This is a genomic window from Ochrobactrum vermis, from assembly GCF_002975205.1.
GTDB lineage: Bacteria > Pseudomonadota > Alphaproteobacteria > Rhizobiales > Rhizobiaceae > Brucella > Brucella vermis.
Genome location: NZ_PCOC01000001.1, coordinates 1991371 through 2018312 on the forward strand (window position 1 = coordinate 1991371; position 26942 = coordinate 2018312).

Consider the following 26942-nt stretch of genomic DNA (forward strand, 5'->3'; position numbering starts at 1 on the left):
TCAATAGTTGATGGTTGGACGGTCCATGACGCTGCGGCCCAAAAGGCTCGCCATCAGGTCAACCATCACAGTTGCGGTGCGACCGCGTTCATCAAGAAACGGGTTAAGCTCAACGAGATCGAGGCTCGTCACCAGATCGCTGTCATGCAGCATTTCCATGATGAGATGCGCTTCACGGAAGGTCGCGCCGCCCGGAACCGTGGTACCAACAGCTGGCGCAATCGACGGCTCAAGGAAGTCAACATCCAGGCTTACATGCAGAAGGCCGTTTTCGTCCTTCACGCGCTGGAGGAAGCGGCGCAACAGAGCTGCCACGCCATGCTCATCGATGAGACGCATGTCATAGACTGCAACATCGGTCTGCTTGATCGCAGCGCGTTCTGCCGGATCGACACTGCGAATACCCATCATGCAAACATTGGCGGGATCAATCGGTGCTGCCACTGCCGGGAAATAGCCGTCGAAGCCCTTCTGGCCCGTGTAATAGGCCACAGGTGTGCCATGCAGATTGCCGCTGCCGGTGGTTTCCAGCGTGTGGAAATCCGTATGGGCGTCAAGCCACAGCACAAACTGCTTGCGGCCCATTTCAGCGGCGCGTCGCGCGATGCCGGGAACAGTGCCTGCGGCAAGCAGATGATCGCCACCGAGGAAGATCGGAAAACCTTCCTCACTCTCACGATAAGCAGCTTCACTGATGGCTTCGATCCAGGCGACAGCCTGCGGCAAAGCCTTGATCACAGGATTGGGATGTGTCAGCTGGCGCAGTTCAGCCGGGGCCAGATTGCCGAGATCGGTAAACTCGTGGCCAAGCTCGCGAATCGCATCCGCAATGCCAGCGGCGCGATAACCGTCTGGGCCCATATTGCAGCCCAGACGACCCGTGCCTTCCTGAACAGGCAATCCCAAAATCTTGCAATGCATAAAGTGCTACTCCAGAGAAATTATTATCCTAGATTGACCATTTACGCTTGGCGATGTGAAGCAACCGGATTGGCAATTTTAACGGTTTGGTTTATCAGAATGTCGGATTGGCTTTTCAAAATGGAGAAAACATGGACGATCTGGATGAAAAGCTGATCACGCTTTTACGTCACAATGGCCGGCGCAGCATTTCGGATGTGGCAATCGATCTTGGCGTTTCCCGCGCGACAGTTCGCTCGCGCATGGAACGTCTGGAACAGTCTGGCGACATCATCGGCTATACAGTGATCCTGCGGTCAGATGCGGTTGATCTGCCGGTGCGAGGCATCATGATGATCGAAATCGAAGGCCATGTTGCCGATCGTGTGGTCAAGGCGCTTGGCGGCTTTTCGGAAATTTCCGCCGTTCACACCACCAATGGTCGTTTCGATCTGGTGGTGGAACTGGGTGCTGCGACACTGACCGATTTCGATGCCGTTCTGCGCCGCATTCGACTGGTGCCAGGCATCAAGGCCAGCGAAACCAATCTGCTGTTGGCAACACCGCGTTCAACACGGGCACGTCTGTAATAAAAAAGCCGGGATCAAATCCCGGCTTTTGTCCCATGATCAGGCAAGGATCGGATAATCCGTGTAACCCTTGGCGCCGCCGCCATACATATGCTGCTGGTCCAGCTCATTGAGCGGCGAATTATCCTTCAAACGACGAACGAGATCCGGATTTGAGATAAATGGCTTGCCGAAGGCAACCACATCGGCGCGACCGCTTTCGATTTCCTGTTCTGCCAGTTCGCGACCGTAGCCATTATTGACCATCCAGGCAGCTTCGCCGCCAGCATCGCGATAAACCTGCTTGAGACGAGCATAATCGAATGGCTGCGGGCCCTGCTGGAAATCCCGTGCGCCGCCGGTCGCACCTTCAATGATGTGAACATATGCAAGACCGTAGGAGGCAAGCTTTTCGAGCACATAGTCGAACAGCGGCTGCGGATCGGAATCCGATGCGTCATTGGCAGGCGTTACCGGCGAAAGACGAATGCCAACCTTGCCCGGCGTAACCGACTTGGTGATTGCATCCACCACTTCAAACAGGAAGCGCGCGCGGTTTTCGATAGAGCCGCCATATTCATCGGTACGGTGGTTGCTGTCCGAACGCAGGAACTGATCGATCAGATAGCCGTTTGCAGCATGAATTTCGACGCCATCAAAGCCGGCCACTTCAACAGCATCCTTTGCAGCCTTGGCATAGGCCGCAACAATTTCCGGAAGCTCGCTCTTTTCAAGCGCACGCGGCTCGGAAGTTGGCGCAAATTCGCCGGTACCGTCCGGATGCACGAGATAGGTCTTTGATTTGGCCGTAATGGCCGACGGTGCAACCGGCTTGCCACCATTTGGCTGCAGGCTGTTGTGCGAAATACGGCCCACATGCCACATCTGCACGACAATCTTGCCGCCAGCGGTGTGAACGGCATCAGTCACGCGCTTCCAGCCGGCCAGCTGTTCATCGGAATAAAGGCCGGGAACGTCGGCATAGCCCTGTCCCTGATGGCTGATCGGCGTTGCCTCGGTGATGATGAGGCCTGCGCTGGCGCGCTGCTCGTAATAAGTGACGTTGAGGTCGTTCGGCACAGCGCGCGGCGAGCGATTGCGCGTCAGCGGTGCCATGACGATACGGTTGGCAAGCTTCAGATCACCGACGGTGACAGGATCGAACAAGGTGGCCATGGGCATTTCCTTCAAATTGGAAAAGTTGGTCAAAGATCGGATAGGGATGCGATGAAGGTGGCAATAGCCTCCTCATCGCGCTTGTAGAAAGTCCATTGGCCAACGCGGTGGGGCGTGATCAGCCCCGCTTTCGTCAGCACGGACAAATGGGCAGAAACGGTGGACTGGGAGAGGCCACACCGTTCGAACTGACCGGCGCACACGCCCATCTCCAGAGACATGTGCTGAGCGGAGAAATGCTTCCCCGGCTCTTTGAGCCAGCTTAAAATGTCGAGACGGACTGGATGGCCAAGTGCCTTGAGTATCTCGTCCAATGGCATAGCTGCTGCTACAGATTGAATGTCCGACATCATGGTCACCTCGCTGATCTTCATTCATATCGTCATTTCACGATATAAGTATCGCTTAAATCCGATTTAAAAAGGGGTGTGCTGTTCACATCGCCGTGAACAGATAAATTTACGCGTTTCCTGTGGACCACCATAACGGCCTTGATTGCGTCAAACGGGCATCCGACTATGTTCGCCGTAAAGATTTGAGATTGGAATGAATATGGCCAACGACATCAAGCGCATTGCTGGAATTATAGCGGTGGAAATCAATGCAAAGCCGGAACAGGCAATCGCCGCCATTGGCTTGCTGGACGAAGGCTCGACCGTGCCATTCGTCGCCCGTTACCGCAAGGAAGTCACCGGCGGCCTTGATGACACGCAGCTGCGCCAGCTTTCAGAGCGCCTCGCCTACTTGCGCGAACTCGAAGCACGCCGCAGTTCCATTCTTGAATCGATCCGCGGCCAGGAAAAGCTCACGCCGGAACTCGAACTGAAAATCGCTGGTGTTCAGACCAAGGCCGAGCTTGAAGACCTTTACCTTCCCTATAAGCCGAAACGCCGCACCAAAGCGGAGATCGCTCGCGAACGCGGTCTAGGACCACTTGCCGAAGCCATTCTGGCGGACCGCAGACTGGTCCCCACAGAGATTGCCGCGCAATATGTCACCGGTGAAGTTGCCGATGTGAAGTCAGCCCTTGATGGTGCGCGCGACATCATCGCCGAAGGCTTTGCAGAAAACGCCGAACTGATCGGTAATCTGCGTAATTATCTGAAAGACCGGGCCGTTCTGCGCTCGCGTGTTGTCGATGGCAAACAGGATGCAGGCGCGAAATTCTCCGATTATTTCGACCATTTCGAACGCTGGGCAAATGTTGCAGGCCACCGCGCTCTGGCCATGCTGCGCGGTCGCAACGAGGATTTTCTGTCGCTCGACATTGAAATCGATGCTGATGATACCTCGCCGGTAAAGCCGGTCGAACGCAAAATTGCAGCCGCCTATAATATCGGCGCAACCTTGCCCGGCGATCGCTGGCTGATGGAAGTTGCAGGCTGGGCATGGCGCGTCAAACTCTCGCTTTCCTTGTCGCTCGACCTCATGCGCGATCTGCGTGAACGCGCCGAGGAAGAAGCCATCAACGTCTTCGCCCGCAATCTGAAAGACCTGCTGCTAGCCGCCCCTGCCGGATCGCGCGCCACCATGGGTCTTGATCCGGGCATCCGCACCGGCGTGAAAGTCGCAATCGTCGATGGCACCGGCAAACTGCTCGACACGACAACGGTTTATCCGTTTCCGCCGAAGAATGATGTGCGCGGCACACAGGCCGAGCTTGCAAGCCTGATCCGCAAACACAAGATCGAGCTGATTGCGATTGGCAACGGCACAGGCAGTCGCGAAACCGAACGTCTTGTCGTGGATATGCTCAACGACCTACCAGCGCCAAAACCGCTCAAAGTCATCGTGTCGGAAGCAGGTGCATCAGTCTATTCGGCGTCAGAAGCCGCAGCGAACGAATTTCCGCAGCTCGACGTATCGCTGCGCGGTGCCGTTTCCATCGCCCGCCGCTTGCAGGACCCTCTGGCGGAGCTCGTGAAGATCGAACCAAAATCCATCGGCGTCGGCCAATATCAGCATGACGTTGATCAATCCCGTCTGGCGCGTTCGCTCGATGCAGTGGTCGAAGATGCAGTGAACGCTGTCGGCGTTGATCTCAACACGGCATCCGCCTCACTGCTGGCGCGTGTATCCGGTCTCGGAAAGTCTCTCGCCGAAGCAATTGTTGCGCATCGCGATGAGACCGGTGCCTTCAAGAACCGCAAGGAACTTCTGAAAGTTGCCCGCCTCGGCAACCGCGCTTTCGAACAATGTGCAGGCTTCCTGCGTATCGCCAACGGCACAGAACCGCTCGATGCGTCTTCCGTTCACCCGGAAGCCTATGGTGTCGCCAAGAAGATCGTTTCCGCCTGCGGTCGCGATGTGCGCAGCCTCATGGGCGATAGTGCAGCGCTCAAAGCGCTCGATCCGCGCGTCTTTGCCGATGAGCGTTTCGGTCTGCCAACCGTGCGCGACATCATTGCCGAGCTTGACAAGCCGGGCCGCGATCCGCGCCCGGGTTTCAAGACCGCGACCTTTGCAGACGGTATCGATGACATCAAGGACCTGAAACCCGGCATGATGCTGGAAGGCACCGTGACCAACGTTGCCGCCTTTGGTGCCTTCGTTGATATCGGCGTGCATCAGGACGGGCTTGTCCATGTTTCACAGCTCGCCGACCGCTTCGTCAAAGACCCGCATGAAGTGGTCAAGGCTGGCGATGTAGTGAAGGTGCGCGTGACGGAAGTGGATGTGCCACGCAAGCGCATCGGCTTGACGATGAGAAAGGATGGCGGCGAAGCCCCTGCCCCACGCAATAATGCACAACGTGATGCGAGGCCCGCAGCCAAACAGAACTTTGCCCCACGCAAGCAGGAACAGTCATCAACAGGCGGTTTCGGCGCTGCACTGCTGGAAGCAATGAAGAAGAAATAGGAAGAAGACGAACGGCCTTTGCGATCTTGCGTAGAGGCCGTTCAGCTTGCCGCCTGCTGCAAGGGGCGATTGACCTGTCCTGAAATCCTTCGGCCAACAGCAATCATCGGCTTCTCGACATACCGATAAGTCAGGGTCGAAACCGCGAACGATCCAACGACACACAGGACCATCGTGATGATATCGCTCATGGTGCCTGTCGGCGGCAAGAACAAGTAAATCGTCCAGCAGACCGGAACGTGAAAAAGATAGATCGAATAACTTATCTCACCTGTTGAGGATAAAAGCTCCGATTGCGGTCTCATCGTCCAGAGTGACAGAAGAAAGACGGAAAAAGCTGCCACATAAGCCGCGATGACCGGCAATTTCCCCACGATGAAGAACGTATCATTTCGAGCAAGAGAAAAGTCTCCGATCGAGACAATGATGCTCATCTGTACAATGATCAGCACCAGAGCCGCCCATAGGGCGCCCCTTTCCTTTTCAATGACGGCAAAGCGGAGCAGCAATCCGCAAAACAGGAATGATAGATGAAGCCCGATATAGATAACGGGCAGATTGACTCCGAGGAAGCGCAACAGAAACGGACCACCGGTCGAGAGCGCCAGCAACAGCCCGGCCGCGAAGATCAGCATGGGCTGTCGCAACATTCCCGCCATGAAGGCCACAGCGATCAATACATAGAAGGCCAGCTCGATAAACAGGGTCCAATAGACGCCAGAAAGCCACGGCTGCCCGAAAACATTCGCCGCCATCGTCGCATTGGCAAGCACAGCTTTCAGACCCGGAGTGTTTTCCGTGAACGCCAGATAACCGCACATGAAAAGCAACGACAGCCAGAAGGCCGGATAAAGACGAAAGAAACGACCAATTGCAAATCGCCTGATCGGCTGGTCACCCTTGATGCTGAAAGGCACCACGAAACCGCTGATCAGAAAGAACAGCACCACGCCAAAACGGCCGAAATCGAAACTTGAAACAATCGAGTTAAGAAAACCAATCAGAGGTGTACTCTGATTTGATGCATCTCGAATGAAATCACCAAAGATATGATGAAATAAAACCGATGTGGCTGCAATCGCGCGCAACCCGTCTATATTGGAAAACCGCACCGCCCCCATCGCCCCCTCCAGGTAAAGCACCAGATCGGGTGTATATCTGCAAGAAACCTACATCACAAGTTGAAAGATTTTATATCTTGTTGCCGATCGGAAAGCCGGTTGAGACTTTTCTCACCGGCATATCATCGGTGGGAATGATCCAGCCACCGCGAACGGCAACACGAACCTCATCGCCTTCTTCCAGCCGCACCGGATCGCGCACTTCAAAATGCAGGTGAATATCCGGCTTTGTCAGCGGTGATACCTCAATGCGCGAACCACCACCGCGATAGACCGAACGCTTCACGCGGACCAGAATGCCACCGGTTTCGGTCAATACGAGATCTTCTGCCCGAACGCAGAGCTGCGCATTGGCGCGCGGCATTTCAATGCCCGAACACCGCACCTGCGCACGGCTGCCCAGCACCAGCGCTTCGCAATGTCCCGCTTGCGCAAAAGACACCACTTCGGCAGGCAGAACCATGCCGTGCGCAATGAAGGAGGCCACCATTTCGCTGGCGGGTTCTTCATAAAGTTTGCGCGGCGTATCGAACTGCTGGAGCTTGCCGTGATCCAGCACCGCGATGCGGTCGGCCAGCGCCATGGCTTCCGCCTGATCATGGGTGATGTAGATGATCGTGGTACCGGTGCGCTTGTGGAAGGCGGCGAACTCGTCTTCCATCGAGGCGCGCAGATGCACGTCGAGATTGGCGAGCGGCTCATCGAACAGCACCAGCGACGGCGCTGCCACCAGACAGCGGGCGAGCGCAACGCGCTGGCGTTGTCCGCCGGAAAGATTGGCGGGGCGACGATCACCGAAACCGTCGAGATCAACCAGCGCAAGCGCTTCATGCACCCGGCGTTCCCGCTCGGCTTTGGCGACCTTGGCCACGCGCAGACTATAGCCGACATTTTCCGCCACGGTCATATGCGGCCAGAGCGCATAATTCTGGAAAACGATGCCGACCTGCCGCTTTTCCGGGGGAACGTTACCGCCTGCATGGGAGACGCAGCTGTCGCCAATATGGATTTCGCCGCCATCAACTTCCTCGAAGCCCGCAATCATGCGCAGCAGCGTGGTCTTGCCACAACCGGAAGGACCTAGAATGGCAACAAACTCGCCGTCTTTCACATCGAGAGACACGCCGGACAGGGCCTGAAACCCGTTGAACGTCTTGGATACCTGGTCGATTTTCAGTCGCGCCATGGCAGCACCCCGTTTGGAAGACGCCGCGCAAACAGATTTGTTGCAAGCATCAGCATGAATGTCACCGCAACGGCCAGAATGGATATGGCAGCCGCATAGGCGGAATCACCCGCCTGTTCGAAAGAAAACATCACCACGCCCAGCGTTTCCGATCCCGACGCCCAGAGAAGCGCCGAAACCGTCAGCTCACAGAATGCGGTCATGAAAATGAGCACGCCGCCTGCAAGCGTCGCCGGTGCGACAAGAGGAAATATAATAGTGCGCAGGCGATAGAAAAGCCCCGCGCCTGCAACTCGCGCGGCTTCTTCCAGCGCGCGATCGATCTGGTGAAGACCAGCAACCGTTGGCCGCAGCGCCAGAACGAAGAAGCGCGCCAGATAGGCAAAGAGGATGATCCAGAGCGTGTTGTAGAGGCTGACACCGACAACCGGCAGCGGCTTCAGGAACATCAGCAGGCAGGCAATGGCCAGCACGACGCCCGGAAGCGCATAGGGCATCTCGGCTGCAAAGTTGAGGATCGGCGTCCAGCGCCGTTTGCGCCAGGCCAGCATATAGGCAAGCGGCACGGCAATCAGCACAGCAAAACCCGCCGTCACCACCGACAGCAGAATACTGTTGCCAAAAGCGCGGGCTGAACCGCCGTGTTCAAGCATGACAAAGCGGAAATTTTCAAGCGTTGCCGTCGCAAATGTAAGCGGCACACCATAGGCCGGAACAAGGGCCGAAAGCGTCAGCCCGATCAACGGCAGCAGCAGCACGATGACGATCATCAGCCATGCCGCAGCTTCCGCCAGAAGACGCCAGCGTCCAAGCGCAAAAGGTGCCGCTGGCAGCGATGTGGAGACAATGCGGAAATCGCGCCTGCGCGACGCATAGTCCTGCGCTGCGATGCCCGCCATGGCAATCAGCCCGATCAGCACCGACAGAACGGCGACACTCGACAGAACCGATGGGCCGCCACCGGCAAGACGCTGATAGATCAGCGTCGGCAGGACGAGATAATTCGACGGAATGCCGAGAAAGGCGGGGATGCCGAAATTGCCGACACACGACACGAAAGCCAATGCCGCAGCACCGATGATCGACGGCGTCATCAGCGGCAGGATGATGGTGCGCAGAACGATCCATTTACTGGCACCGGCACTCAGGCCCGCTTCCACCAGCTCGCGCGGAAGCTTGCGCAGGCCAGCCCGCACGATCAGAAAGACCAGCGGCCCATATTGCACGCCGAGCAGAAAGATAATGCCCCAGACGGAATAGAGCGGATTACGGCTGCCAAGCGGCGGGGCCATCCCGATGATCTTGAGGAACTGGCTCGAAGGCCCGAATAGCTGCAGCCAGGCCAGTGCTGTTACCTGCGGGGCGATCAGCAGCGGGGTGACATAAAAAAGTACGAAGACATTGCGCCCACGCATATTGGTGAGACCCACCAGCAAGGCAGCGGCAATGCCAAAGGCAAGTGCCAGCACCGTGCCGCCAATGCCGATTTGCAGGGAGTGCCATGTCGCAACCCACGTAGACCGGCTGCCCAGCGTATCAACCAGAACGGATGTCGAAAACTGCCCCTGCGGCGCAACAAGTTCCACCAGCAACCTGCCCATCGGCAGAAGCGACAGAACCGCCACGATTAGTGTTACGCCAACAATCAGGGCCGCATCGCGGCCCTGAAGGTCTTTCATGATACGCATCGAAATGCCTTATCCGCCAAACAGCTCGGAGAACTGCTTCTTGTCGGCATCAGTCTGATCGAGAACCTTCTGGGTGTCGATAGACATGATGTTGATCTTGGTGCCCTCCGGTAGCCATGCAGGGCGACCGACGCCTTCCTTGGCAGGCAGATAGCCCTGCTCAAGTGCCAGCTTCTGGCCATCATCCGACAGGATGAAATCAACGAACTTCTTGGCACCATCGACATTCTTGGCGGTGGCCATGATCGCGACCGGCTCGGTCACGGCAGGCACGCCTTCCGACGGGAAGACGAACTCGATCGGCGAACCCTTGGCCTTGGCATTGAGCGCCATGAAGTCAACGAGAATGCCGTATGGCTTTTCGCCGCTCGCAACCGACTTCAATACGGCGCCATTGCCCTTGACGCTTGCCAGTTCGTTGGTCTTGAGGTTCTTGAAATAATCCCAGCTGAGATCCTTGTTGAGCGCGAAACCGCTCAGGAGATAGGCCGCAGCACCCGAATAAAGCGGGCTTGGCATGACGACCTGGCCCTTATAGTCGGCCTTGGCGAGATCAGCCCAGTGTTCAGGCTTCTGTGCAGCACCGGTGTTATAGGCGATGCCGGTGGTGATCAGCTTCGAGCCGAAATAGGTCTTGTCGGCGTCATAGGCGTCGGCGGCAAAACCATCGACCTTGGCTTCCGGATAGGCGAGCAGGCGCTTGTCCTTCTTCAGCCCTTCCATGGTCACCGCATCGGCGATCAGCAGCACATCTGGCTGCGGCGCACCGGCGGAAAATTCAGCGGCAAGCTTGGTGAGGAGTTCGCTGGTGCCGGAGCGGAAAATCTGCACTTCCGTGTCTGGATTGGCCTTACGGAAAGCCTCGACGGTCTTGGTCGCATCCGCTTCGGGCTGCGAGGTATAGAGCGTCAGCGTATCGGCCTGTGCCACAGCGATGGATAGAGCAAGAAGGGCCGGTACGGCAACGGCCCGCTTCAGCATCTTGTTCATGGGGTTTGCTCCTCGAATTTCGGTGTAATGCTCGCCAGCATGGCCAGCGATGCCGACACAGCCCTGCCGCGTGCGAAGTGATAGCGCGCAGATACTGTTATGGCGATAGGCACGATCATTTCCATTCATGGTGCACCTGTCAAACATCCTGCAACGTGAAGCCGGAAAAGCAAAAGCCTTCCAGCGGAATCATATCCATCGGAAGGCTTGTAAGGCATTGAATGTTTTGCCGAACAGCCATCCGCATCTCCCGGCATGGAGAAGATGCGGATGGCATTAGAGGAATTGCAATGCGGTTTTATGACAACCGCGACCCCATTCCCGGTAAAATGGCGAGCAAATCACATAACGATCTCGGCGACATGCGCAACCTGTGCACCGGCCTCGTAATAGACTTCGCGCAAGCCACGGAAATTCTGCTCTTTCGGATCGCTGACCGGCAACGGCAGATCGTCTTCCTTGATCTCACCGGAAACGAGCTGCGATAGCAGTCTTCCAAAGACCGTTCCCGGCGCGATACCGCGGCCGTTGTAGCCGGAGAACCCAACCACATTGCGGGCAAGGCGATGGAATTTCGGCAGACTGTCATCAGTCATGCCGATCTTGCCATACCATTCCGACTCGAATTCGACTTCGCCGATCTGCGGGAAGAGGCGCTTCAACGACTTCTTTGCCCATGCCTTGTGCACGGCAGCGCCCGTATTGCGCAGCGCACCGACGCTGCCGAACACCAGACGGCCCTGTTGATCAAAACGGAAAGACGAAAGGACTTCCTTCGTATCCCATACACCCTGGCGTTCGGGCAGAATGCTCTTCTTCAGATTATCGGAAAGTGGCTTCGTCGCCATGTTGAAATAAGGCAGGTGAACCAGTTCGGCGCGCACTTCCGCCCATGGTGCATTGGTATAGGCATTTGTCGCCACGACCACCCAGTTGGCCGTCACTGAACCCTTGGCGGTCTTGACCACCCATTTGCCGTTCTTTTCCTCGGCGCCAATCACCGGGCTTCCGGTAAACACAGTCGCACCGGCAGCAATGGCAGCATGGGCTAGCCCACGCACATAAGCCAGCGGCTGGATCGTACCGGCACGCAGGTCAAGCAGCGATCCGGAATAGGCCCTGGTGCCTACCTTGGCTTCGGTTTCTTTCGCATCGAGCAGCTTTACATTTGCGCCACGGCGCGCCCACTGCTCATGGCGGTCTTCCAGTTCCTTGAGACCCTTTTTGCCAACGGCGCAATGCAGCGTACCCTGCTTCTCGACTTCGCAGGCAATTTTGTGCTTCTCGATGATTTCAAAAACCAGCTTCGGGCCGTTGCCCAAAACATCGAGCAGACGCGCGCCGTATTTTTCGCCGAGTACGCCGGGCAGATCGTCCGGCATGACCCACATGCCCGCATTCACCAGACCGACGTTGCGGCCCGAACCGCCATAGCCGATTTCGATGCCTTCCAGAACGATGGCGCGCGTGCCTTTCTCGGCCAGATGCAGAGCCGTCGAAAGACCTGTAAAGCCACCACCCACGATTACCACATCCGCGGTCAGATCACCTTGCAGCGCAGTCGTCTTTGGAGCGGCAGGAGCGGTCTTTTCCCAAAGACCATGGGAGCGCGGATCGTTCAGCATAGAGAGCAACCATTTTATAGAGTGGAATACGGGCACCCTGCCCGACTGTTTCTATTTCACGCCGCGAAAGCCGGTTGGACAGCGTTATTTGCGCAACAATTCATTCCGGTTTGGAATGAACCAGCGGCGAATAATCTGTATTCCCTACCTGCCCGGCGATCCACTGACAGAACACTTGCGTCAACGGGTTTTCCAGTTTTCCTTCCGGCACGACGAGATAATATTCATTCTCGGTTCGCATCGGCTTCTCAAAAAGCATGAGAAGCTCACCGCTGAGCAACTCCTGCTCGATCAGATAAAGCGGCAGAAGCGCAAAACCCAGACCGGCCAATGCGGCGCCGATGACCATCGAGAACTGGTCAAATCGGTGCCCACGATAAGCCGACCGCCCCTCGACACCGCAGCTTTCGAACCATTGCGCCCACATTTTGGGCCGTGTCGCGAGATGCAGCAAGGGCTCGTTTTCAAGGTCTTCCGGGTTGGCCGGATGACGCGCCTTCAACAGGCTCGGGCTTGCAACAGGAACAATCACTTCACTGCACAAAAAGGTGCAAGTCGCGTGTGCCCATACCGGCTGGCCATAATGAATGGCGAGATCGAAGGGCTGTTCCTCGAAATCGAAGACACCGGAGCGCGATGCGACATTGATCGCGATGCCGGGGTGCTTTTCGATAAAATCGGAAATCCGAGGCATCAGCCAGCGCGTGCCGAATGTCGGCAAGGTCGCCACGCTGAACGACGATGTGGATTGCGCCGAAGCCATGGCGCGCAGCATCGTATCCTCAGTCTGGTTGAGAAGACGCCGCACTTCCGGCAAAAATTTGCGCCCTGCATCGGACAGAAGAATACGCTGACGAATGCGCTCGAACAGAAGCACGCCGAGCTGACTTTCAAGATCCTTGATCTGACGGCTGACCGCGCTCTGGGTGAGGTTCAGTTCATTGGCCGCCTGAGTGAAGCTCCCGTGGCGGGCAGCACACTCAAATGCCTGCAGCGTGGCGATGTCCGGGATCAGTCTTCTGCTCAGCTTCATTCCATTCTCGCATTAACATAGTTGCGTTCGTCGCGATCATAACGGCAAAACGGCTGATATGATACATTTTCATCATAATCCATGCATGTTCCTCCCAAGTACGGCATGCATCACCCGAAGATGCCCCACTCGACGGAAATTTTCGCCATGAAAGACCAGAAATTCGTTTCGCCGGACGCCATTCGCTCCGCCTTCTCGGCAGCGATGTCAGCCATGTACAAACAGGAAGTACCCGCTTACGGCACCCTGATGGAACTCGTCGCCGATGTGAATGCGAAGGTTCTGGCTGACGACAGCCATCTGCATGAGCGTCTGACAGAAACAGATTCGCTCGAACGCATTTCCGAAGAACGTCATGGCGCCATCCGTCTCGGCACGCCTGCCGAGCTTTCCATGATGCGCCGTGTCTTCGAAGTCATGGGCATGTTCCCGGTCGGTTATTACGATCTAAGCGCTGCTGGCGTTCCCGTTCACTCCACCGCTTTCCGTCCGATCGACGACGCCGCCCTGAAGCACAATCCGTTCCGCGTCTTCACCTCGTTGCTACGCCTTGATCTGATTGCCGACGAGAAATTGCGCGCAGAATCGGAAGAGGTTCTGGCCAAGCGCAACATCTTCACCGCTGGAGCCATCGCACTCGTCGAGAAGGCTGAAGCCGAAGGCGGCCTCAACGACGATGACGCAAAAGCCTTTGTCGTTGAAGTGCTGGAAACTTTCCGCTGGCACGATCATGCCAATGTCAGCGCAGAGCTTTATCATCGCCTCCACGATGCGCATCGCCTGATCGCCGACGTCGTTTCCTTCAAGGGTCCGCACATCAACCATCTGACACCGCGCACGCTCGATATCGACGCCGTGCAGGTTCAGATGCCAGATCGCGGCATCAACCCGAAGGCTGTTGTCGAAGGTCCGCCGACCCGCAAATGCCCGATCCTTCTGCGCCAGACCTCGTTCAAGGCACTGGAAGAAGAGGTTTCGTTCGTAAACGCAGACGGCACCTGGACCCCAGGCTCCCACACTGCCCGTTTCGGTGAAATCGAACAGCGTGGCGTTGCTCTCACACCAAAGGGCCGTGCGCTTTACGACAAGCTGCTCAACGACACTCGCGCAGTTGCCCGCCCTGCTCCGGGTGGTTCAAACTCGGCTGAATATGTGAAGGCTCTGAGCGACACCTTTGCCGCGTTCCCTGACACATGGGCAGGTGTGCGTGAAGAAGGCCTCGGCTATTTCGCCTATTCGGTCAAGGACGCCGCAAAGCTTGAAGCTTTCAAGCCGGGTACCGATATCGAGGTTCTGATTGAAGCTGGTGCAGTTCAGTTCGATCCAATTATCTATGAAGACTTCCTGCCGGTTAGCGCAGCCGGTATATTCCAGTCCAATCTGGGCGACGACGAAACACAGGATTTTGTCGAAAGCCCCAACCAGAAGCGTTTCGAGGATGATCTGGGCGCGAAAGTGCTCAATGAATTCGAGCATTATGCCCGTATCGAGCGCGAATCCATCGAAGCCGCTCAGATAGGCCTAAAGGGCCTCGAAGCGGCGGAATAAAGTCAAAGAAATACAGAGAGGATAACTATGAACACCGCTGTAAAAAATCTCGACGTGAAAAAAGAAGCCGCAGAGCTGCTTTCGAAGCTTGGCGTTGACGCAGCCCTTTACACGTCGGGCGACCTCGCTGGCTTCAGCCCGGTCTCCGGTGAACAGATCGCTGCAGTCAAGACCCACAGCAAGGAAGATGCAGTCAAGATCATCGACAAGGCTGACGAAGCTTTCCGTGCATGGCGCACTGTTCCAGCTCCAAAGCGTGGCGAACTGATCCGTCTTCTCGGTGAAGAACTGCGCGCCTCCAAAGAAGATCTTGGCCGTCTCGTTTCGCTCGAAGCTGGCAAGATCCCTTCGGAAGGCCTCGGCGAAGTGCAGGAAATGATCGACATCTGCGATTTCGCAGTCGGTCTGTCGCGTCAGCTCTACGGTCTCACCATCGCAACCGAACGCGCTGGCCATCGCATGATGGAAACCTGGCATCCGCTTGGCGTCGTCGGCGTTATCTCGGCCTTCAATTTCCCAGTTGCTGTCTGGTCGTGGAATGCTGCTCTTGCAATCGTTTGCGGCAACTCGGTTGTCTGGAAGCCTTCTGAAAAGACCTTGCTGACCGCTCTTGCCTGCGACGCCATCTTCAAGCGCGCGCTCAAGCGTTTCGGCGAAGCGCCAGAAGGTATTGCGCTGCTTCTGCTCGGCGACCGTACGGTTGGTGAAGTTCTCGTTGACAGCCCGAAAGTTCCAGTTGTTTCGGCAACCGGTTCGACCCGCATGGGCCGCGAAGTTGGTCCGCGTCTTGCAAAGCGTTTTGCGCGTGCAATCCTCGAACTCGGCGGCAACAATGCCGGTATCGTCTGCCCGTCGGCCGATCTCGACATGGCGCTGCGCGCAATCGCTTTCGGCGCAATGGGCACTGCTGGTCAGCGCTGCACCACGCTGCGTCGTCTCTTTGTGCATGAAAGCGTTTACGACGCACTCGTTCCACGTCTGCAGAAGGCATATGCCAGCGTTACTGTTGGTTCGCCGCTCGAAACCACAGCTCTTGTTGGTCCATTGATCGACAAGGTTGCTTTCGACAACATGCAGAAGGCACTGAAGGAAGCAGCTGCTCACGGCGGTAAGGTACAGGGCGGCGACCGCGTCGATGCTGGCCATGAAAACGCTTACTATGTGCGTCCGGCTATCGTCGAAATGCCAAAGCAGGAAGGCCCGGTTCTCGAAGAAACCTTCGCACCGATCCTTTACGTCATGAAATATTCCGACTTCGACGACGTGCTGGCGAGCCATAACGAAGTTGGCGCAGGCCTGTCCTCGTCGATCTTCACGCTCAACCTGCAGGAAGCAGAGCGCTTCCTTTCGGTTGAAGGTTCGGATTGCGGCATTGCAAACGTCAATATCGGTACTTCGGGTGCTGAAATCGGCGGCGCATTCGGCGGCGAAAAGGAAACCGGCGGCGGCCGTGAATCGGGTTCGGATGCGTGGAAGGGCTACATGCGCCGCGCAACCAATACCGTGAACTATTCGAAGGCTCTGCCGCTCGCTCAGGGCGTTTCCTTCGACATCGACTAATCGATCTGATTTCAGATCAAAAGAAAACCCCGCTTTTCAGCGGGGTTTTTTTATTATCTTAACATTTGCGATTAGCGAGATTATCGTTATGGCGAGCCGAAAATCGTGGCTTTTGAGAACCGGCGCGCAGCGTACTTGAGTACGTGAACCGGAAGCGCAAAAAGACGCGATTTGCAGGCCGTCAGAGCGGCAATATCAGCCCATACGTTCGGAGGCGAACGACCCGGGCGATGCCGGGAATACGACTGTGCGATTACCGTTGAGGAACGAACGGTGATGAATATGCGCGTGAACGGCGCGTGCCAGAACCTGCGCTTCAACATCACGGCCAATCGACACATAATCGGCTGCACTCTGCGCGTGGGTGATACGCGCGACATCCTGTTCGATGATCGGACCTTCATCGAGATCGGCGGTGACATAATGCGCCGTGGCACCGATCAGCTTTACACCGCGCTCATAGGCCTGCTTGTAAGGGTTTGCACCCTTGAAGGACGGCAGGAAGGAGTGGTGGATGTTGATGATCTTGCCAGACATCTTCTTGCAAAGCTGATCGGACAGAACCTGCATGTAGCGCGCCAGAACGACAAGCTCAGTGCCGGTGTCATTGACGATATCCATGAGGCGCTGTTCGGCTTCCGGCTTGTTGGCCTTGGTAACCGCCACATGATGGAAGGGAATGTCGTGGTTCACGACCACCTTCTGATAATCGAAGTGGTTCGACACGACACCAACAATATCGATTGGCAGGGCGCCGATTTTCCAGCGATAGAGCAGATCGTTCAGGCAATGACCGAAGCGCGAGACCATCAGCAACGTCTTGGTTCGTGACGCGTTGTCGTGGAAATCGAAATTCATTTCGAACGGCGCTGCGACAGGCTTGAAGCCTTCGTTGAGGGCTTCGAGAGCCACGCCCTCTTCCGAAATGAAGCTGACGCGCATGAAGAAGCGACCGGTGTCCAGATCGTCGAACTGGGCGCTGTCGATGATGTTGCAACCCTTGCCCGCAAGATAGCCCGAAATGGCGGCAACGATACCGCGAGTGGACTTGCAGGTGACGGTCAGGACAAAATTATGCATCGGACTTCCTCAAATTTTCCAAGGCGCAAGCCTAAGCGCGCGCCTTGAAACTAGTTCACGATGCAGCCTCCGCCATGCCAGAATGCGTAATGCACTGACCGGATTGCGCTATCAAGCAACTTTGGAGGAAAGATTGCCCTAATTTGATCAAAGGTGAGGATTGCGATCACGATACCGGGCAACAAGTTCCCGGTTTACCTCACTGGAGCCCGGCATGTTAGCGCTGAGATAGATCGGCGCGTCCCCCTCGCCCACCAGCCTTGCCGCCACATCGGCAAAAATTGCGTTGAGGATCGTCACGCCCAGCGCTGTCGAAACCGGGCCGACCTTCAATGCGCTGCCTTCCACTTCCAGTACCGCGTCGCCCGCGGGCGCGTCATTATCCAGCACGACATCCGCCAGGGAAAGCAGCTGTGTACGACCCTTGGCAATTGCGTTGGAATAGGTAACGGAAGTGACCACCACGACCGCAGCCCCCTTCTCCCTTGCGTAGCGCGCCGCTTCGATGGGAGCGGCATTCACACCAGAATTTGAAACGACGATCAACACGTCGCCTTCGCGAATGCCATAGCGTTCGAGAATTGGCAGCACGGCCCCTTCGATCCGCTCGAAGTGCGAACTTGCCACTGCCCCATCCTGCAGCATGATTGCTCCACAGAGGATCGGCACTGTGATCGCCAGCCCACCTGCGCGATAGTGCAGCTCTTCCGCCATCATATGCGAATGGCCGGTGCCAAACACGTAGACCCGACGATCTGCCTTGGCTGCAGCGGCAATAAGCCCGGCGGCTTTGGCCATTGGCTCAGCGAGGCGGTCACGCAGACCGGTGAGCCTTGCGATAAGGTCATCGAAATAGCGATCAGTGATTTCCGTCATCGCCCTTACCCCGCAATCTGTTTTTCACCGGAAAGCCATGTGGCTTTCGCAAACAAGTCGCCATCAAGATAGACAGCATCCATCCGCATGCCGGGGCGCAACGTGCCGCGATCATTGAGACGCAGATAGCGTGCCGGATAATGGCTCGCCATGCGCAGTGCCTCGGCCAGCGTCAGCTCCAGTTCAGCCACGCCGAAACGCACCGCCGACGCCATGTCGAGATCGGAGCCGGCAATGGTGCCATCCGCCAGCACCAGCTTCGAACAGATGCCACCGGGCACACGACGGACAGCACGCCCGTTAATTTCGAAGCTTTCGGAATCCGAACCGACCAAAGCCATGGCATCCGTCACGAAGAACAGATGGGCATCGCCACGCTTGGCCCGCAGGGCAAGTCGCAGCGCCATCGGATCGACATGATGACCGTCGGCAACGATCCCGCACCAGATATCTGGATGGTCGAGCGCAGCTCCTGCCAGACCTGGCGCGCGATGGCCGATCTGGCTCATGGCGTTGAAGAGATGGGTGACACTGCGTGCACCGGCATCGAAGCGCTTGAACGCCTCTTCAGCCGTTGTATCGCTATGACCGATGCTGACCACGACACCCGCGTCGCTCAGCCGACGCACCTGCTCAGGTGTGACCTGCTCGGCAGCAAACGTGACCAGCAAGGTGCTGATCTGCTTCGCGGTATGGATATAAAGCGCAATATCGGCATCATTGACGGGACGCATCAGTTCCGCCAGATGGGCACCTTTGCGGGCCGGTGCCAGATGCGGCCCTTCCAGATGAAGACCGGCAACGCCCTTGTCGGCCTTGACTGCTTCAATCGCCGCTTCGATGGCACGGTCGCGGACCGGTGTCGTATCGGTGATCAAGGTCGGCAGAAGGCTGGTCGTTCCGTATTTGCGATGCCCCCTGGCAATCGTGAACATGGTCTCGGGCGTCGGCTGATCGTTGAGCATACGCCCGCCGCCGCCATTGACCTGTGCATCGATGAAGCCGGGGGCCAGAACGCCGCCGTTCAATCGCTCAACATCATGTGCCTCACCAAGAGAGGCTTCCGGCACGATGGCTTCAATCTTGCCGTCGCTGAACACCAGTGCGCTTTGATCATGAAAGCGCTCGCCGTCGAAAATGCGCGCGCCCACGATTGCCGATTTTTTGGTCATACCGTCACCGTAACCTTGTTGAGATTGCGCGGCTTGTCGGGATCGAATCCCTTACGGCGCGTGACCGCTTCAATAACGCGGTAATAGTTGATGAGCGAAACGAGCGGATCGAGATGCGCATTACCCGTGCTTGCCGACGGTAGCCGGAAGCCGGGCGTCTCGACATCGGACAGTGTAACGATGCTCGCTCCAAACGAGTGCAGCCGCTTCAGGGCCTGCATGTTGGTGTCGAAGGCTTCATCACGCGGCAGGAAGGAAATGATCGGGAAACCTTCCTCGACCAGACGCATCGGACCATGCATGAGTTCTGCCAGAGAGAAAGCCTCTGCATGGATATTGGCAGTTTCCTTGGCCTTCAGAGCAGCTTCCAAAGCGATTGCAAAGGCCGTGCCGCGACCGCCCGTATAAAGCGAGCGGGCATTGAAAAGGAGATTTTCAACGGCTTCGCGACCATCGGGCCGTGTGGCAGCCAAGGCTTCCGGCAAGCGTTGCAGCCCGGCCTGCAGGCTTGCGTCACCACTGGCCGACGCAACCACGCCCGACAATGCAGCAACCGCAGCAATGAACGACTTAGTCGCAGCGACGCTCTTTTCTTCGCCGGCATTGAGCGCCAGTACGATGTCGGCGGCGTTGCCCAACGGACTATCGACGACGTTCACGACGGCAATTGTCGTTGCGCCACCCTTTTTGGCAGCGTCCTGCGCCGCGACAATGTCAGGACTGGCGCCGGATTGCGACACCGTGAAGTGCAATCCATTCTTGAGCTTTAGCTTGGAACCATAGACCGAGGCCACCGAAGGCCCGATAGAAGCGACGGGAATACCCATCGTGATTTCCGTCAGATATTTGAAGAATGTCGCAGCATGATCGGACGAGCCACGCGCGGCGGTAGTGATGACGGCAGGTTCGCTCTTCTGGAAAATGCGTGCGATTTCCGCAAAGGTACCTGCCTCCTTCTCAAGCAGACCGGCGACGACGGCGGGCGACTGTTCGGTTTCCTGCAACATCAGGGAGGAAGGGGTATTCATGGTCATTCTCCAATTTTCAGTTCCGCGACGAAGTCATAGGCATCGGCGCGATAATGCGAACGGGTATATTCGACGATCCGGTCGTCTTCGAGATGCGAGACGCGCTCGATCAGAAGCGCAGGCGCTCCCCGGTGCACACCAAGCAGGCGTGCCGTGCCCGGATCGAGCGTAACTGCTGTCAGGCGCTGCAAGGCGCGAACCGGCTTGTGGCCGCGCCGCGCCAATGCGCCATAAAGCGAGGTTTCATCGACACGGTCCTTATCCAGATAATAGCGTGGAACCACAGCGCGCTCGAAGGCCATCGGCACACCATCGGCAAGGCGCAGACGGTCGAGCCGGACGATTGTCGTATCAACGCCGATGCCAAGTCGAAAAGCTTCATCTGGCGACGGTCTGTCGACCCTGTTGGTGACAACGCGCGCGCCCGGCTCCTTGCCGCGTGACAGCATGTCCTCGGAAAACGAAGTCAAACGCCAGAGGTGCTGGCTGATACGCGCCGGGCGTTCAGCGACAAAGGTGCCACTGCCACGCCGCGCCTCTACTGCGCCTTGTGTCAGTAGCTCCTTATAGGCATTGCGAACAGTGATCCGGCCAACGCCAAGCTGTTCCGCCAGATCGCGCTCCGGCGGCAACCCCACAGCAGGCGCAAGTTGCCCTTCCTCGATCAGTTCACCGAGAATACGCGCAAGGTTCCGGTAAAGCGGACCCGTGAGCTGCGGATCGTGCAAACCGCGCTCTTCGATGGCCGTGATCAATGTGGTTCTATTCATGCCTTGCATAATAGAACCGATATAGAACCAATGGCAAGTGACAATCTTATGAAAAAAGGCCAGTATTCAAGCGCGTCCCGAAAAGTGTGAAGCGGTTTTCGGATCAGATGCGCGTCGATACAAAAAAATAAAGCGCCGAACTGTTTCAAACAGATCGGCGCTCTATAAACGGCCTTTTTAGCTTAATGTGATTGCGGAGCCGGATGCGCCTCGGCTGGCGGCTCGTCCGCACTATGCTCCGGCTCCTTGATCCGGAACCAGGCAACATAAAGCGCTGGCAGGAAGAGAAGCGTTATTGCCGTGCCCGCTATGATGCCGCCCATCATGGCATAGGCCATCGGCCCCCAGAACACTTCACGCGCAATCGGGATCAGCGCCAGACTTGCCGCAGCCGCCGTCAGCGCAATGGGTCGCATTCGGTGCTGGCTGGCCTGTGTCACTGCATCCCATGGATGCATGCCCTCCGTGATATGTTCCTCGACCTGCACGATCAGGATGACCGAGTTTCGGATGAGAATGCCGACCAGCGCCAGCACGCCGAGGATCGCCACGAAACCGAGCGGCTTGCCGCTTGGCAGCAACGCTGCAACGACACCGATCAGGCCAAGCGGTGCCACGGCGACGACAAGGAACAAGCGCTGGAAGCTTTGCAGCTGGATCATCAGGATCGTAGCCATGACGAACAGCATCAGAGGCACCACGGCAGCAATCGGCCCCTGGCTCTTGCCGCTCTCCTCGACCGTGCCTGCTGTCTGGATATAATATCCCGATGGCAGCTTGTCGGCGAAAGTCTTGATGGCAGGCGCCAGATCCTTGACGATCGTGTCCGGCATCGTCTTGTCGATGATCCCGGCGGCAACCGTGATCGTCGGAGTACGCGAACGACGATAGATAACCGGCTGCTCCAGCTCATACCGGAAATTGGCGATCGCCGCCAAGGGCACCGAGGTCCCGTTACCGGTTGCGATCTGCAGACTTTGCAGCGTATCGATCGAGTCCCGCTCCTGCTTTTGCGCCCGCGCGATGACGTCGATCAGATAGATCGAATCCCGCACCTGGGTGATCGTGATCCCACCGACGATACCGTTGAGGGTCGTCGCAATATCCTTGGAGGAAATGCCAAGCTTCCTCGCCTTGTCCTGCATGACATCAACGCGGATAACCCGGCCTGGTTCGTTCCAGTTGTAGCTCACAACCCCAAGCCGCTTATCGGAACTGAGAATGCCGGCAAAGTCCTGCGCGACACCGCGCAGCTTCTGGATATCCGGCCCCGAGATACGATACTGCACCGGACGGCCAACTGGCGGTCCAAGCTCCAGATATTTCACATAGACGTCAGTACCGACATAATCCTTGCGTAGAACCTCGTTGAATTTCTGCTTGAGCCTGTCGCGCGCTTCAAGATCCTTCGCAACGACCACCATCTGCCCGAAATAGGGATTTGCAGGTTGCACGTCGAAGGAAAGAATAAAGCGGATAGCGCCTTCCCCGATATAGGTGCTCCAGTGATCCACGTCGGGATTATCCTTGAGCATTGTTGCTTCGAACTTTTCCATCTGGGCTTTGGTATCGGTGATGGAGCTGTTTTGCGGCAACGTCCAGTCAAGCACCAGTTCCGGGCGGTCCGATTGCGGGAAGAACTGCCGTTCGATGAAACCCATGCCGAAAACCGACACTAGGAAAAGCGCGATCGTCGTAATGATCGTGATCCATTTATGCCGCATGGATGCGAGCAGAACCTGCGAGAACATGTTGAAGAAGCGACTATGCTTCTCCTCATGTGCCTTCATTTTCTTCGGCAGGAAAGTGACACCCAGCAACGGTGCAAACAGAACCGCCACGATCCATGAAACAATCAGTGAAACTGCAATCACCACGAACAATGTGAACGTGTATTCACCGGCCTGACTATTGTTCAGACCAATCGGGATAAACCCGGCGATGGTGACGAGCGTGCCCGTCAGCATCGGAAAGGCCGTATGCGAATACACGTAGGTTGCGGCCTTGTTGATGGGGTCACCCATTTCCAGCCGGGCTACCATCATTTCAACCGCGATCATCGCGTCATCGACCAGTAGTCCCAGCGCAATAATAAGCGCCCCAAGCGACACGCGTTGCAGCGAAATATCCATCAACGACATCGCCAGGAAGGTGATAGCCAAAACCAGCGGTATCGAAAGAGAGACAACAAAGCCCGCTCGCACCCCGAGGCTGACAAAGCTCACGGCGAGGACAATAACAACCGCTTCAAACAGCGCTTTGGTAAAGCCCGAAACGGCATCGGTAACGACCTGCGGCTGATCGGCAACCTTGAATACCTGGACACCGACGGGAAGTTCTGCCGTCACTTGGCTCATCATCTTGTCAAGCGCTGCACCAAATTCAAGCAGATTGCCATTGGGTTTCATGCCGATGCCGAGGCCGATGGCATCCTGTCCGTTGACCCGGAAAATGGATGTCGGCGGGTCGACATAACCACGTGCGATCGTTGCCACGTCGGAAAGGCGGAAGAAACGATCATTGACGCGCAGATTTACCGCACGCAGATCGGCTTCCGAGTTGAATTGCCCGCTGACGCGCACGCTGATGCGCTCCGGACCGGCTTCAACCACACCCGAAGGCGTGATTGCGTTCTGATCCTGCAAGGCTTGCAGGATTGCCTGCTGATCCAGCCCAAGCGCCGCAATCTGGCGCGTCGAGAATTCCAGATAGATCGCCTCGTCCTGCGCACCGATCAGTTCGACTTTGCCCGCATTGGGCAATGTCAGAATTTTCGTCCGCGTGCTTTCGGCGTAGTCCCGCAACTGCCGCATCGACAGTCCGTCCGATGTGAACGCATAGACATTGCCGTAAACATCACCGAACTGGTCGTTGAAATATGGTCCGAGAACGCCCTGCGGCAGCGTGTTCTGAATATCGTTCAGAAGGTGGCGTACTTCGGTCCATGACTTTTTGACCTGCTCGGCACGTGTCGTATCTTTAAGAAATACGAATACCACCGACTTGCCCGCTGTGGTTATGCTGCGCGTGTAATCGAGCGTATCCAGCTCTTCGAGCTTCTTTTCCAGCCGGTCCGTAACCTGGTTGAGCGTTTCCTCGACGGAAGCACCCGGCCAGTTGGCCTGAACGACCATCGTTTTGACGGTAAATTCCGGATCTTCCTCACGTCCAAGGTCAATATAGGAAATCAGGCCCGCCACCAGAAAGACGAGCATGAAATACCAGACCAGAGACCGGTGATTCAGAGCCCAGTCAGACAGATTGAATCCCTTCTTCACAGGCCGGTTCCTTTCTCGTTCAGGCGGACTTGCTGTCCTTCTTTCAGCTCGTTCACACCGGCAATCGCAACATAGCTTCCGATGTCCACGCCACCGGCAACGAAACTGTTGCCGTGCCGCTCAGTCACCTGCACGTCATGAAGGGAGACCGTCTGTTTATGCGGATCGATGATCCAGATACTTGTCTTGCCATTTTCATCGAGCAAGGCCTGTATCGGCATCGTCACGAGATTCTGTTCGGGTGCAGCCATCGCCGCCCGGATCGTTGCACCGAGGCGAAAACCTTCCGGTGGATTTTCGAGGGCAATACGTACCCGGCGTGTGCGCGTCTGCGCATCCGCCTGTGGGGCGACCTCGCGCACCGTTCCCTGCCCGGTGACAGTGGGATCGGCCTGAAGCTGCACATTGAATGACGTACCCTGCACGAAATACTGCGTCATGCTGTCTGGAATATCGAGCACCGCCTCGCGAATATCGGGGCGCGCGACCGTCATAACGGTCTGACCGGCGGCAACCACCTGTCCGACTTCCGCATCCGTTGCCGAGATGACGCCATCGTAATCGGGGCGCAGCACGGCATAGCTGCGCTGGTCCTGCGCTTTTTTCAACCCGGCCCGAGCCTTTTCAAGCCCCGCCTCGGCGCTGTCCCGCGCCTGCCTTGCAGCATCATAATCAGCTTGCGAGACATTGTTGCCCTTGAGCAGGATACGCTGGCGTTCCTCGCTCGCCGAGGCGTTGGCAAATTGGGCTTCGGCGCTTGCCAGATCTGCCTTTGCCGACTGAACCGCAAGATCGAGATTGGAAGGGTCGACCATGGCCACCATCTCGTCTTTCTTCACGAGATCCCCCACCTGCACAGGCCGATTGATAATCCTCCCGAGCACACGGAATGCAAGATCGGTGGAGTAACGCGGCTCAATCGTGCCAGCGAAGCCTGTCTGCGTTACGGGCTTGGGTTCGACCACCATGTAAAGAACGGGGCGCACAACGTCCGCATCCGTTTGCTTTTCTTCTTCCTTGCCACAAGCGCTGAGCACAACCGCTGCGCCTAACAAGGCAAGGTATCCCATTGACCGGATCGCAGGAAACTGGATTGCCGTTTTCATTGCGCAACTAGTCCTTCCTGTTCCTGCACGACTTCGGCCGGCTCGCCGGAACGCAACATCTGCGCGCCCTTCGTGACGATCAGCTCGCCTTCCTGCAGTCCGCCCTCGACGAGCAACCGGCCTTTCTCGTAGGCGAGTACCTTGATCGGGACCAGTGTTGCCACCTTGGAATCCTTCGAGAGCCTCCAGACGGCCGTGCGCCCGGCATCCGAAGTCATTGCGCTCCACGGCAGAACCACGACTTTCACAGTGTCCATATGAACCGTACCGGTCACCGTGGCTCCAAGTGCCATCTGGGGTGGCGTTTGCGCTATTCCGACTTTCACCCGCACGGTTCCGGTCTGCGCATCGACCACCGGAGAAATTTCGCGGATCTTGCCTTCTGCGCTCACCGAAGCATCGGACAGAAGTGCAATCGTTACGCCCATCCCGATCTTGGCATGATTGACCAGCGTTTCCTGCACATCGAAGACCGCGTCACGCGGCCCGTCCTCAGCAATCGAGAACGCCGTCTGTGCGGCCTGTACGACCTGACCCGCCTCGACATTGCGCGCGGTAATCACGCCGGAAACGGGCGCCTGCAATTGCGTGTAGGACAGTTGGTCGCGCGCATCGTTAAGCTGGCTTTCCGCGCTGGCAAGGGCGCTTTGCGTCGTCTGCAGATTCTGGTTTGCTTGATCATAGGTGCTGCGTGTCGTGAAGCCTTGCGCCAGCAAAGCCTTCTGTCTCGCAAAATTGGCTTGCGCCTGCACGAGCTGCGCCTGCGCAGCATCTTTCGTGGCCTGCGCAACACGTAGATTGGCCTGCTGTTCAACATCGTCGATGCTAGCGAGGGGCTGCCCCTTTTCCACGTGCTGGCCGATTTCGACCTGACGCTGCACAACCTGACCATTCAGACGAAACGATACATTGACAAGCGATCGGGCTGCAATCGCACCGGACAAAGTCAATTTCGGCTGATAATCGCTGGCTATCGCCTTTACTGCCGCTACCGGCACGATATTGAGCGAGTCTGCACGCGCCTGGAACGTCGTGCCTGGCACAAGCAGCGCCAAACCGACAAATAGCAAGCCGGGCGTTCTGAAATGGGGGGCAGGTTGGCTCACAACTCGCCTCCACCCGTTTCGCACGCCGCAAACGAATGATTTTACTGCCATTTACACAATTCTCACTGGTTTGGTTCTGTTGAGAATGCAACTAAAGCTAAGCAGAGAAAAGCCGTGCTGTAAAAGATCATGTTTCATAGTTATCGCTGTTAAAATCTTTTCAAAAAAGTTTACTCAAGGCGATTGAAAGGCTGCGGCCTTCCATCGGGTGTTTATGAGTAGAAATATATAGCTCTGTTAAATATCAAGAATATCGGCTGCTGCAAGCAGC

The 26942-nt window shown here is 56.9% G+C and carries 22 protein-coding genes; 4 read left to right on the forward strand and 18 right to left on the reverse strand.

Annotated features, from left to right (window positions below):
- Positions 1 to 921, reverse strand: coding sequence for an arginase (gene rocF, locus CQZ93_RS09865; RefSeq protein ID WP_105542407.1), 921 nt, complete (start codon positions 919 to 921; stop codon positions 1 to 3).
- A gap of 131 nt (positions 922 to 1052) precedes the next feature.
- Between rocF and CQZ93_RS09870 the strand changes: the two genes are divergently transcribed.
- Positions 1053 to 1490 carry an Lrp/AsnC family transcriptional regulator gene (locus CQZ93_RS09870; RefSeq protein WP_105542408.1) on the forward strand — a complete coding sequence of 146 codons (438 nt, stop codon included), beginning with the start codon at positions 1053 to 1055 and terminating at the stop codon, positions 1488 to 1490.
- Positions 1491 to 1529: 39 nt separating this feature from the next.
- On the opposite strand, the gene CQZ93_RS09875 is transcribed toward CQZ93_RS09870, so the two are convergent.
- Both CQZ93_RS09875 and CQZ93_RS09880 read right to left on the reverse strand, forming a co-directional pair.
- Positions 1530 to 2645 carry an alkene reductase gene (locus CQZ93_RS09875; RefSeq protein ID WP_105542409.1) on the reverse strand — a complete coding sequence of 372 codons (1116 nt, stop codon included), beginning with the start codon at positions 2643 to 2645 and terminating at the stop codon, positions 1530 to 1532.
- 29 nt (positions 2646 to 2674) lie between these two features.
- Positions 2675 to 2995 carry an ArsR/SmtB family transcription factor gene (locus CQZ93_RS09880; RefSeq protein WP_105543257.1) on the reverse strand — a complete coding sequence of 107 codons (321 nt, stop codon included), beginning with the start codon at positions 2993 to 2995 and terminating at the stop codon, positions 2675 to 2677.
- A gap of 202 nt (positions 2996 to 3197) precedes the next feature.
- On the opposite strand from CQZ93_RS09880, the gene CQZ93_RS09885 reads away from it, so the two are divergent.
- Positions 3198 to 5504 (forward strand): Tex family protein, encoded by a 2307-nt coding sequence (locus tag CQZ93_RS09885; RefSeq protein WP_105543258.1) that lies wholly within the window; start codon positions 3198 to 3200, stop codon positions 5502 to 5504.
- A gap of 41 nt (positions 5505 to 5545) precedes the next feature.
- Here CQZ93_RS09885 and CQZ93_RS09890 read toward each other — a convergent pair whose 3' ends face one another.
- The 7 genes from CQZ93_RS09890 to CQZ93_RS09915 form a co-directional block, all read right to left on the reverse strand.
- Positions 5546 to 6625, reverse strand: coding sequence for an acyltransferase family protein (locus CQZ93_RS09890; protein WP_105542410.1), 1080 nt, complete (start codon positions 6623 to 6625; stop codon positions 5546 to 5548).
- 70 nt (positions 6626 to 6695) lie between these two features.
- Positions 6696 to 7811 carry an ABC transporter ATP-binding protein gene (locus CQZ93_RS09895; RefSeq protein ID WP_105542411.1) on the reverse strand — a complete coding sequence of 372 codons (1116 nt, stop codon included), beginning with the start codon at positions 7809 to 7811 and terminating at the stop codon, positions 6696 to 6698.
- Complete coding sequence (locus CQZ93_RS09900) at positions 7799 to 9499, reverse strand: ABC transporter permease (protein ID WP_105542412.1); 1701 nt, start codon at positions 9497 to 9499, stop codon at positions 7799 to 7801. Before CQZ93_RS09900 ends, CQZ93_RS09895 begins: the two co-directional genes overlap by 13 nt.
- A 9-nt stretch (positions 9500 to 9508) precedes the next feature.
- The gene (locus CQZ93_RS09905) at positions 9509 to 10489 is read right to left on the reverse strand and encodes an ABC transporter substrate-binding protein (RefSeq protein WP_105543259.1); all 981 of its coding nucleotides are present in this window, start codon (positions 10487 to 10489) and stop codon (positions 9509 to 9511) included.
- Positions 10486 to 10614, reverse strand: coding sequence for a hypothetical protein (locus CQZ93_RS26890; protein WP_286152958.1), 129 nt, complete (start codon positions 10612 to 10614; stop codon positions 10486 to 10488). The genes CQZ93_RS09905 and CQZ93_RS26890 overlap by 4 nt, the downstream gene beginning before the upstream one ends.
- 216 nt (positions 10615 to 10830) lie before the next feature.
- Positions 10831 to 12114, reverse strand: coding sequence for an NAD(P)/FAD-dependent oxidoreductase (locus CQZ93_RS09910; protein ID WP_105542413.1), 1284 nt, complete (start codon positions 12112 to 12114; stop codon positions 10831 to 10833).
- A 100-nt stretch (positions 12115 to 12214) separates the two neighbouring features.
- Positions 12215 to 13147: a LysR family transcriptional regulator gene (locus tag CQZ93_RS09915; protein WP_105542414.1), complete on the reverse strand. Its 933-nt coding sequence runs from the start codon at positions 13145 to 13147 to the stop codon at positions 12215 to 12217.
- Between the two features lie 147 nt (positions 13148 to 13294).
- Between CQZ93_RS09915 and hglS the strand changes: the two genes are divergently transcribed.
- Together hglS and amaB are read left to right on the forward strand one after the other, a co-directional pair.
- Entirely contained in the window at positions 13295 to 14695 is a 1401-nt protein-coding gene (hglS, locus tag CQZ93_RS09925) for a 2-oxoadipate dioxygenase/decarboxylase HglS (RefSeq protein WP_105542415.1), read from the forward strand.
- Positions 14696 to 14722: 27 nt separating this feature from the next.
- Positions 14723 to 16255, forward strand: a complete 1533-nt coding sequence (amaB, locus tag CQZ93_RS09930; protein ID WP_105542416.1) for an L-piperidine-6-carboxylate dehydrogenase — start codon at positions 14723 to 14725, stop codon at positions 16253 to 16255.
- Positions 16256 to 16450: 195 nt separating this feature from the next.
- Here amaB and purU read toward each other — a convergent pair whose 3' ends face one another.
- The 8 genes from purU to CQZ93_RS09975 all read right to left on the reverse strand — a co-directional run bounded on the left by purU (position 16451) and on the right by CQZ93_RS09975 (position 26722).
- Positions 16451 to 17335, reverse strand: coding sequence for a formyltetrahydrofolate deformylase (gene purU, locus CQZ93_RS09940; protein ID WP_105542417.1), 885 nt, complete (start codon positions 17333 to 17335; stop codon positions 16451 to 16453).
- Positions 17336 to 17482: 147 nt separating this feature from the next.
- Complete coding sequence (locus tag CQZ93_RS09945; RefSeq protein WP_105542418.1) at positions 17483 to 18211, reverse strand: SIS domain-containing protein; 729 nt, start codon at positions 18209 to 18211, stop codon at positions 17483 to 17485.
- Positions 18212 to 18216: 5 nt separating this feature from the next.
- Positions 18217 to 19383: an N-acetylglucosamine-6-phosphate deacetylase gene (nagA, locus tag CQZ93_RS09950; RefSeq protein WP_105542419.1), complete on the reverse strand. Its 1167-nt coding sequence runs from the start codon at positions 19381 to 19383 to the stop codon at positions 18217 to 18219.
- Positions 19380 to 20411, reverse strand: coding sequence for an SIS domain-containing protein (locus tag CQZ93_RS09955; RefSeq protein WP_105542420.1), 1032 nt, complete (start codon positions 20409 to 20411; stop codon positions 19380 to 19382). The genes nagA and CQZ93_RS09955 overlap by 4 nt, the downstream gene beginning before the upstream one ends.
- 2 nt (positions 20412 to 20413) lie before the next feature.
- On the reverse strand, positions 20414 to 21181 hold the full coding sequence (locus tag CQZ93_RS09960) for a GntR family transcriptional regulator (RefSeq protein ID WP_105542421.1): 768 nt from the start codon (positions 21179 to 21181) through the stop codon (positions 20414 to 20416).
- 182 nt (positions 21182 to 21363) lie between these two features.
- On the reverse strand, positions 21364 to 24459 hold the full coding sequence (locus CQZ93_RS09965) for an efflux RND transporter permease subunit (protein WP_105542422.1): 3096 nt from the start codon (positions 24457 to 24459) through the stop codon (positions 21364 to 21366).
- Positions 24456 to 25565: an efflux RND transporter periplasmic adaptor subunit gene (locus CQZ93_RS09970; protein WP_105542423.1), complete on the reverse strand. Its 1110-nt coding sequence runs from the start codon at positions 25563 to 25565 to the stop codon at positions 24456 to 24458. The genes CQZ93_RS09965 and CQZ93_RS09970 overlap by 4 nt, the downstream gene beginning before the upstream one ends.
- On the reverse strand, positions 25562 to 26722 hold the full coding sequence (locus CQZ93_RS09975) for an efflux RND transporter periplasmic adaptor subunit (protein ID WP_422616084.1): 1161 nt from the start codon (positions 26720 to 26722) through the stop codon (positions 25562 to 25564). The genes CQZ93_RS09970 and CQZ93_RS09975 overlap by 4 nt, the downstream gene beginning before the upstream one ends.
- Positions 26723 to 26942: the final 220 nt, after the last annotated feature.

Coding starts and splice junctions, on each gene's coding strand:
- CQZ93_RS26890 (WP_286152958.1), bottom strand. CDS start 10,614: ATGGAAATGATCGTGCCTATCGCCATAACAGTATCTGCGCGCTATCAC.
- CQZ93_RS09915 (WP_105542414.1), bottom strand. CDS start 13,147: ATGAAGCTGAGCAGAAGACTGATCCCGGACATCGCCACGCTGCAGGCA.
- CQZ93_RS09880 (WP_105543257.1), bottom strand. CDS start 2,995: ATGTCGGACATTCAATCTGTAGCAGCAGCTATGCCATTGGACGAGATA.
- CQZ93_RS09905 (WP_105543259.1), bottom strand. CDS start 10,489: ATGAACAAGATGCTGAAGCGGGCCGTTGCCGTACCGGCCCTTCTTGCT.
- CQZ93_RS09960 (WP_105542421.1), bottom strand. CDS start 21,181: ATGAATAGAACCACATTGATCACGGCCATCGAAGAGCGCGGTTTGCAC.
- CQZ93_RS09910 (WP_105542413.1), bottom strand. CDS start 12,114: ATGCTGAACGATCCGCGCTCCCATGGTCTTTGGGAAAAGACCGCTCCT.
- CQZ93_RS09945 (WP_105542418.1), bottom strand. CDS start 18,211: ATGACGGAAATCACTGATCGCTATTTCGATGACCTTATCGCAAGGCTC.
- CQZ93_RS09895 (WP_105542411.1), bottom strand. CDS start 7,811: ATGGCGCGACTGAAAATCGACCAGGTATCCAAGACGTTCAACGGGTTT.
- hglS (WP_105542415.1), top strand. CDS start 13,295: ATGAAAGACCAGAAATTCGTTTCGCCGGACGCCATTCGCTCCGCCTTC.
- CQZ93_RS09900 (WP_105542412.1), bottom strand. CDS start 9,499: ATGCGTATCATGAAAGACCTTCAGGGCCGCGATGCGGCCCTGATTGTT.
- purU (WP_105542417.1), bottom strand. CDS start 17,335: ATGCATAATTTTGTCCTGACCGTCACCTGCAAGTCCACTCGCGGTATC.
- CQZ93_RS09970 (WP_105542423.1), bottom strand. CDS start 25,565: ATGAAAACGGCAATCCAGTTTCCTGCGATCCGGTCAATGGGATACCTT.
- CQZ93_RS09870 (WP_105542408.1), top strand. CDS start 1,053: ATGGACGATCTGGATGAAAAGCTGATCACGCTTTTACGTCACAATGGC.
- rocF (WP_105542407.1), bottom strand. CDS start 921: ATGCATTGCAAGATTTTGGGATTGCCTGTTCAGGAAGGCACGGGTCGT.
- nagA (WP_105542419.1), bottom strand. CDS start 19,383: ATGACCAAAAAATCGGCAATCGTGGGCGCGCGCATTTTCGACGGCGAG.
- CQZ93_RS09885 (WP_105543258.1), top strand. CDS start 3,198: ATGGCCAACGACATCAAGCGCATTGCTGGAATTATAGCGGTGGAAATC.
- CQZ93_RS09955 (WP_105542420.1), bottom strand. CDS start 20,411: ATGAATACCCCTTCCTCCCTGATGTTGCAGGAAACCGAACAGTCGCCC.
- CQZ93_RS09875 (WP_105542409.1), bottom strand. CDS start 2,645: ATGGCCACCTTGTTCGATCCTGTCACCGTCGGTGATCTGAAGCTTGCC.
- amaB (WP_105542416.1), top strand. CDS start 14,723: ATGAACACCGCTGTAAAAAATCTCGACGTGAAAAAAGAAGCCGCAGAG.
- CQZ93_RS09975 (WP_422616084.1), bottom strand. CDS start 26,722: ATGGCAGTAAAATCATTCGTTTGCGGCGTGCGAAACGGGTGGAGGCGA.
- CQZ93_RS09890 (WP_105542410.1), bottom strand. CDS start 6,625: ATGGGGGCGGTGCGGTTTTCCAATATAGACGGGTTGCGCGCGATTGCA.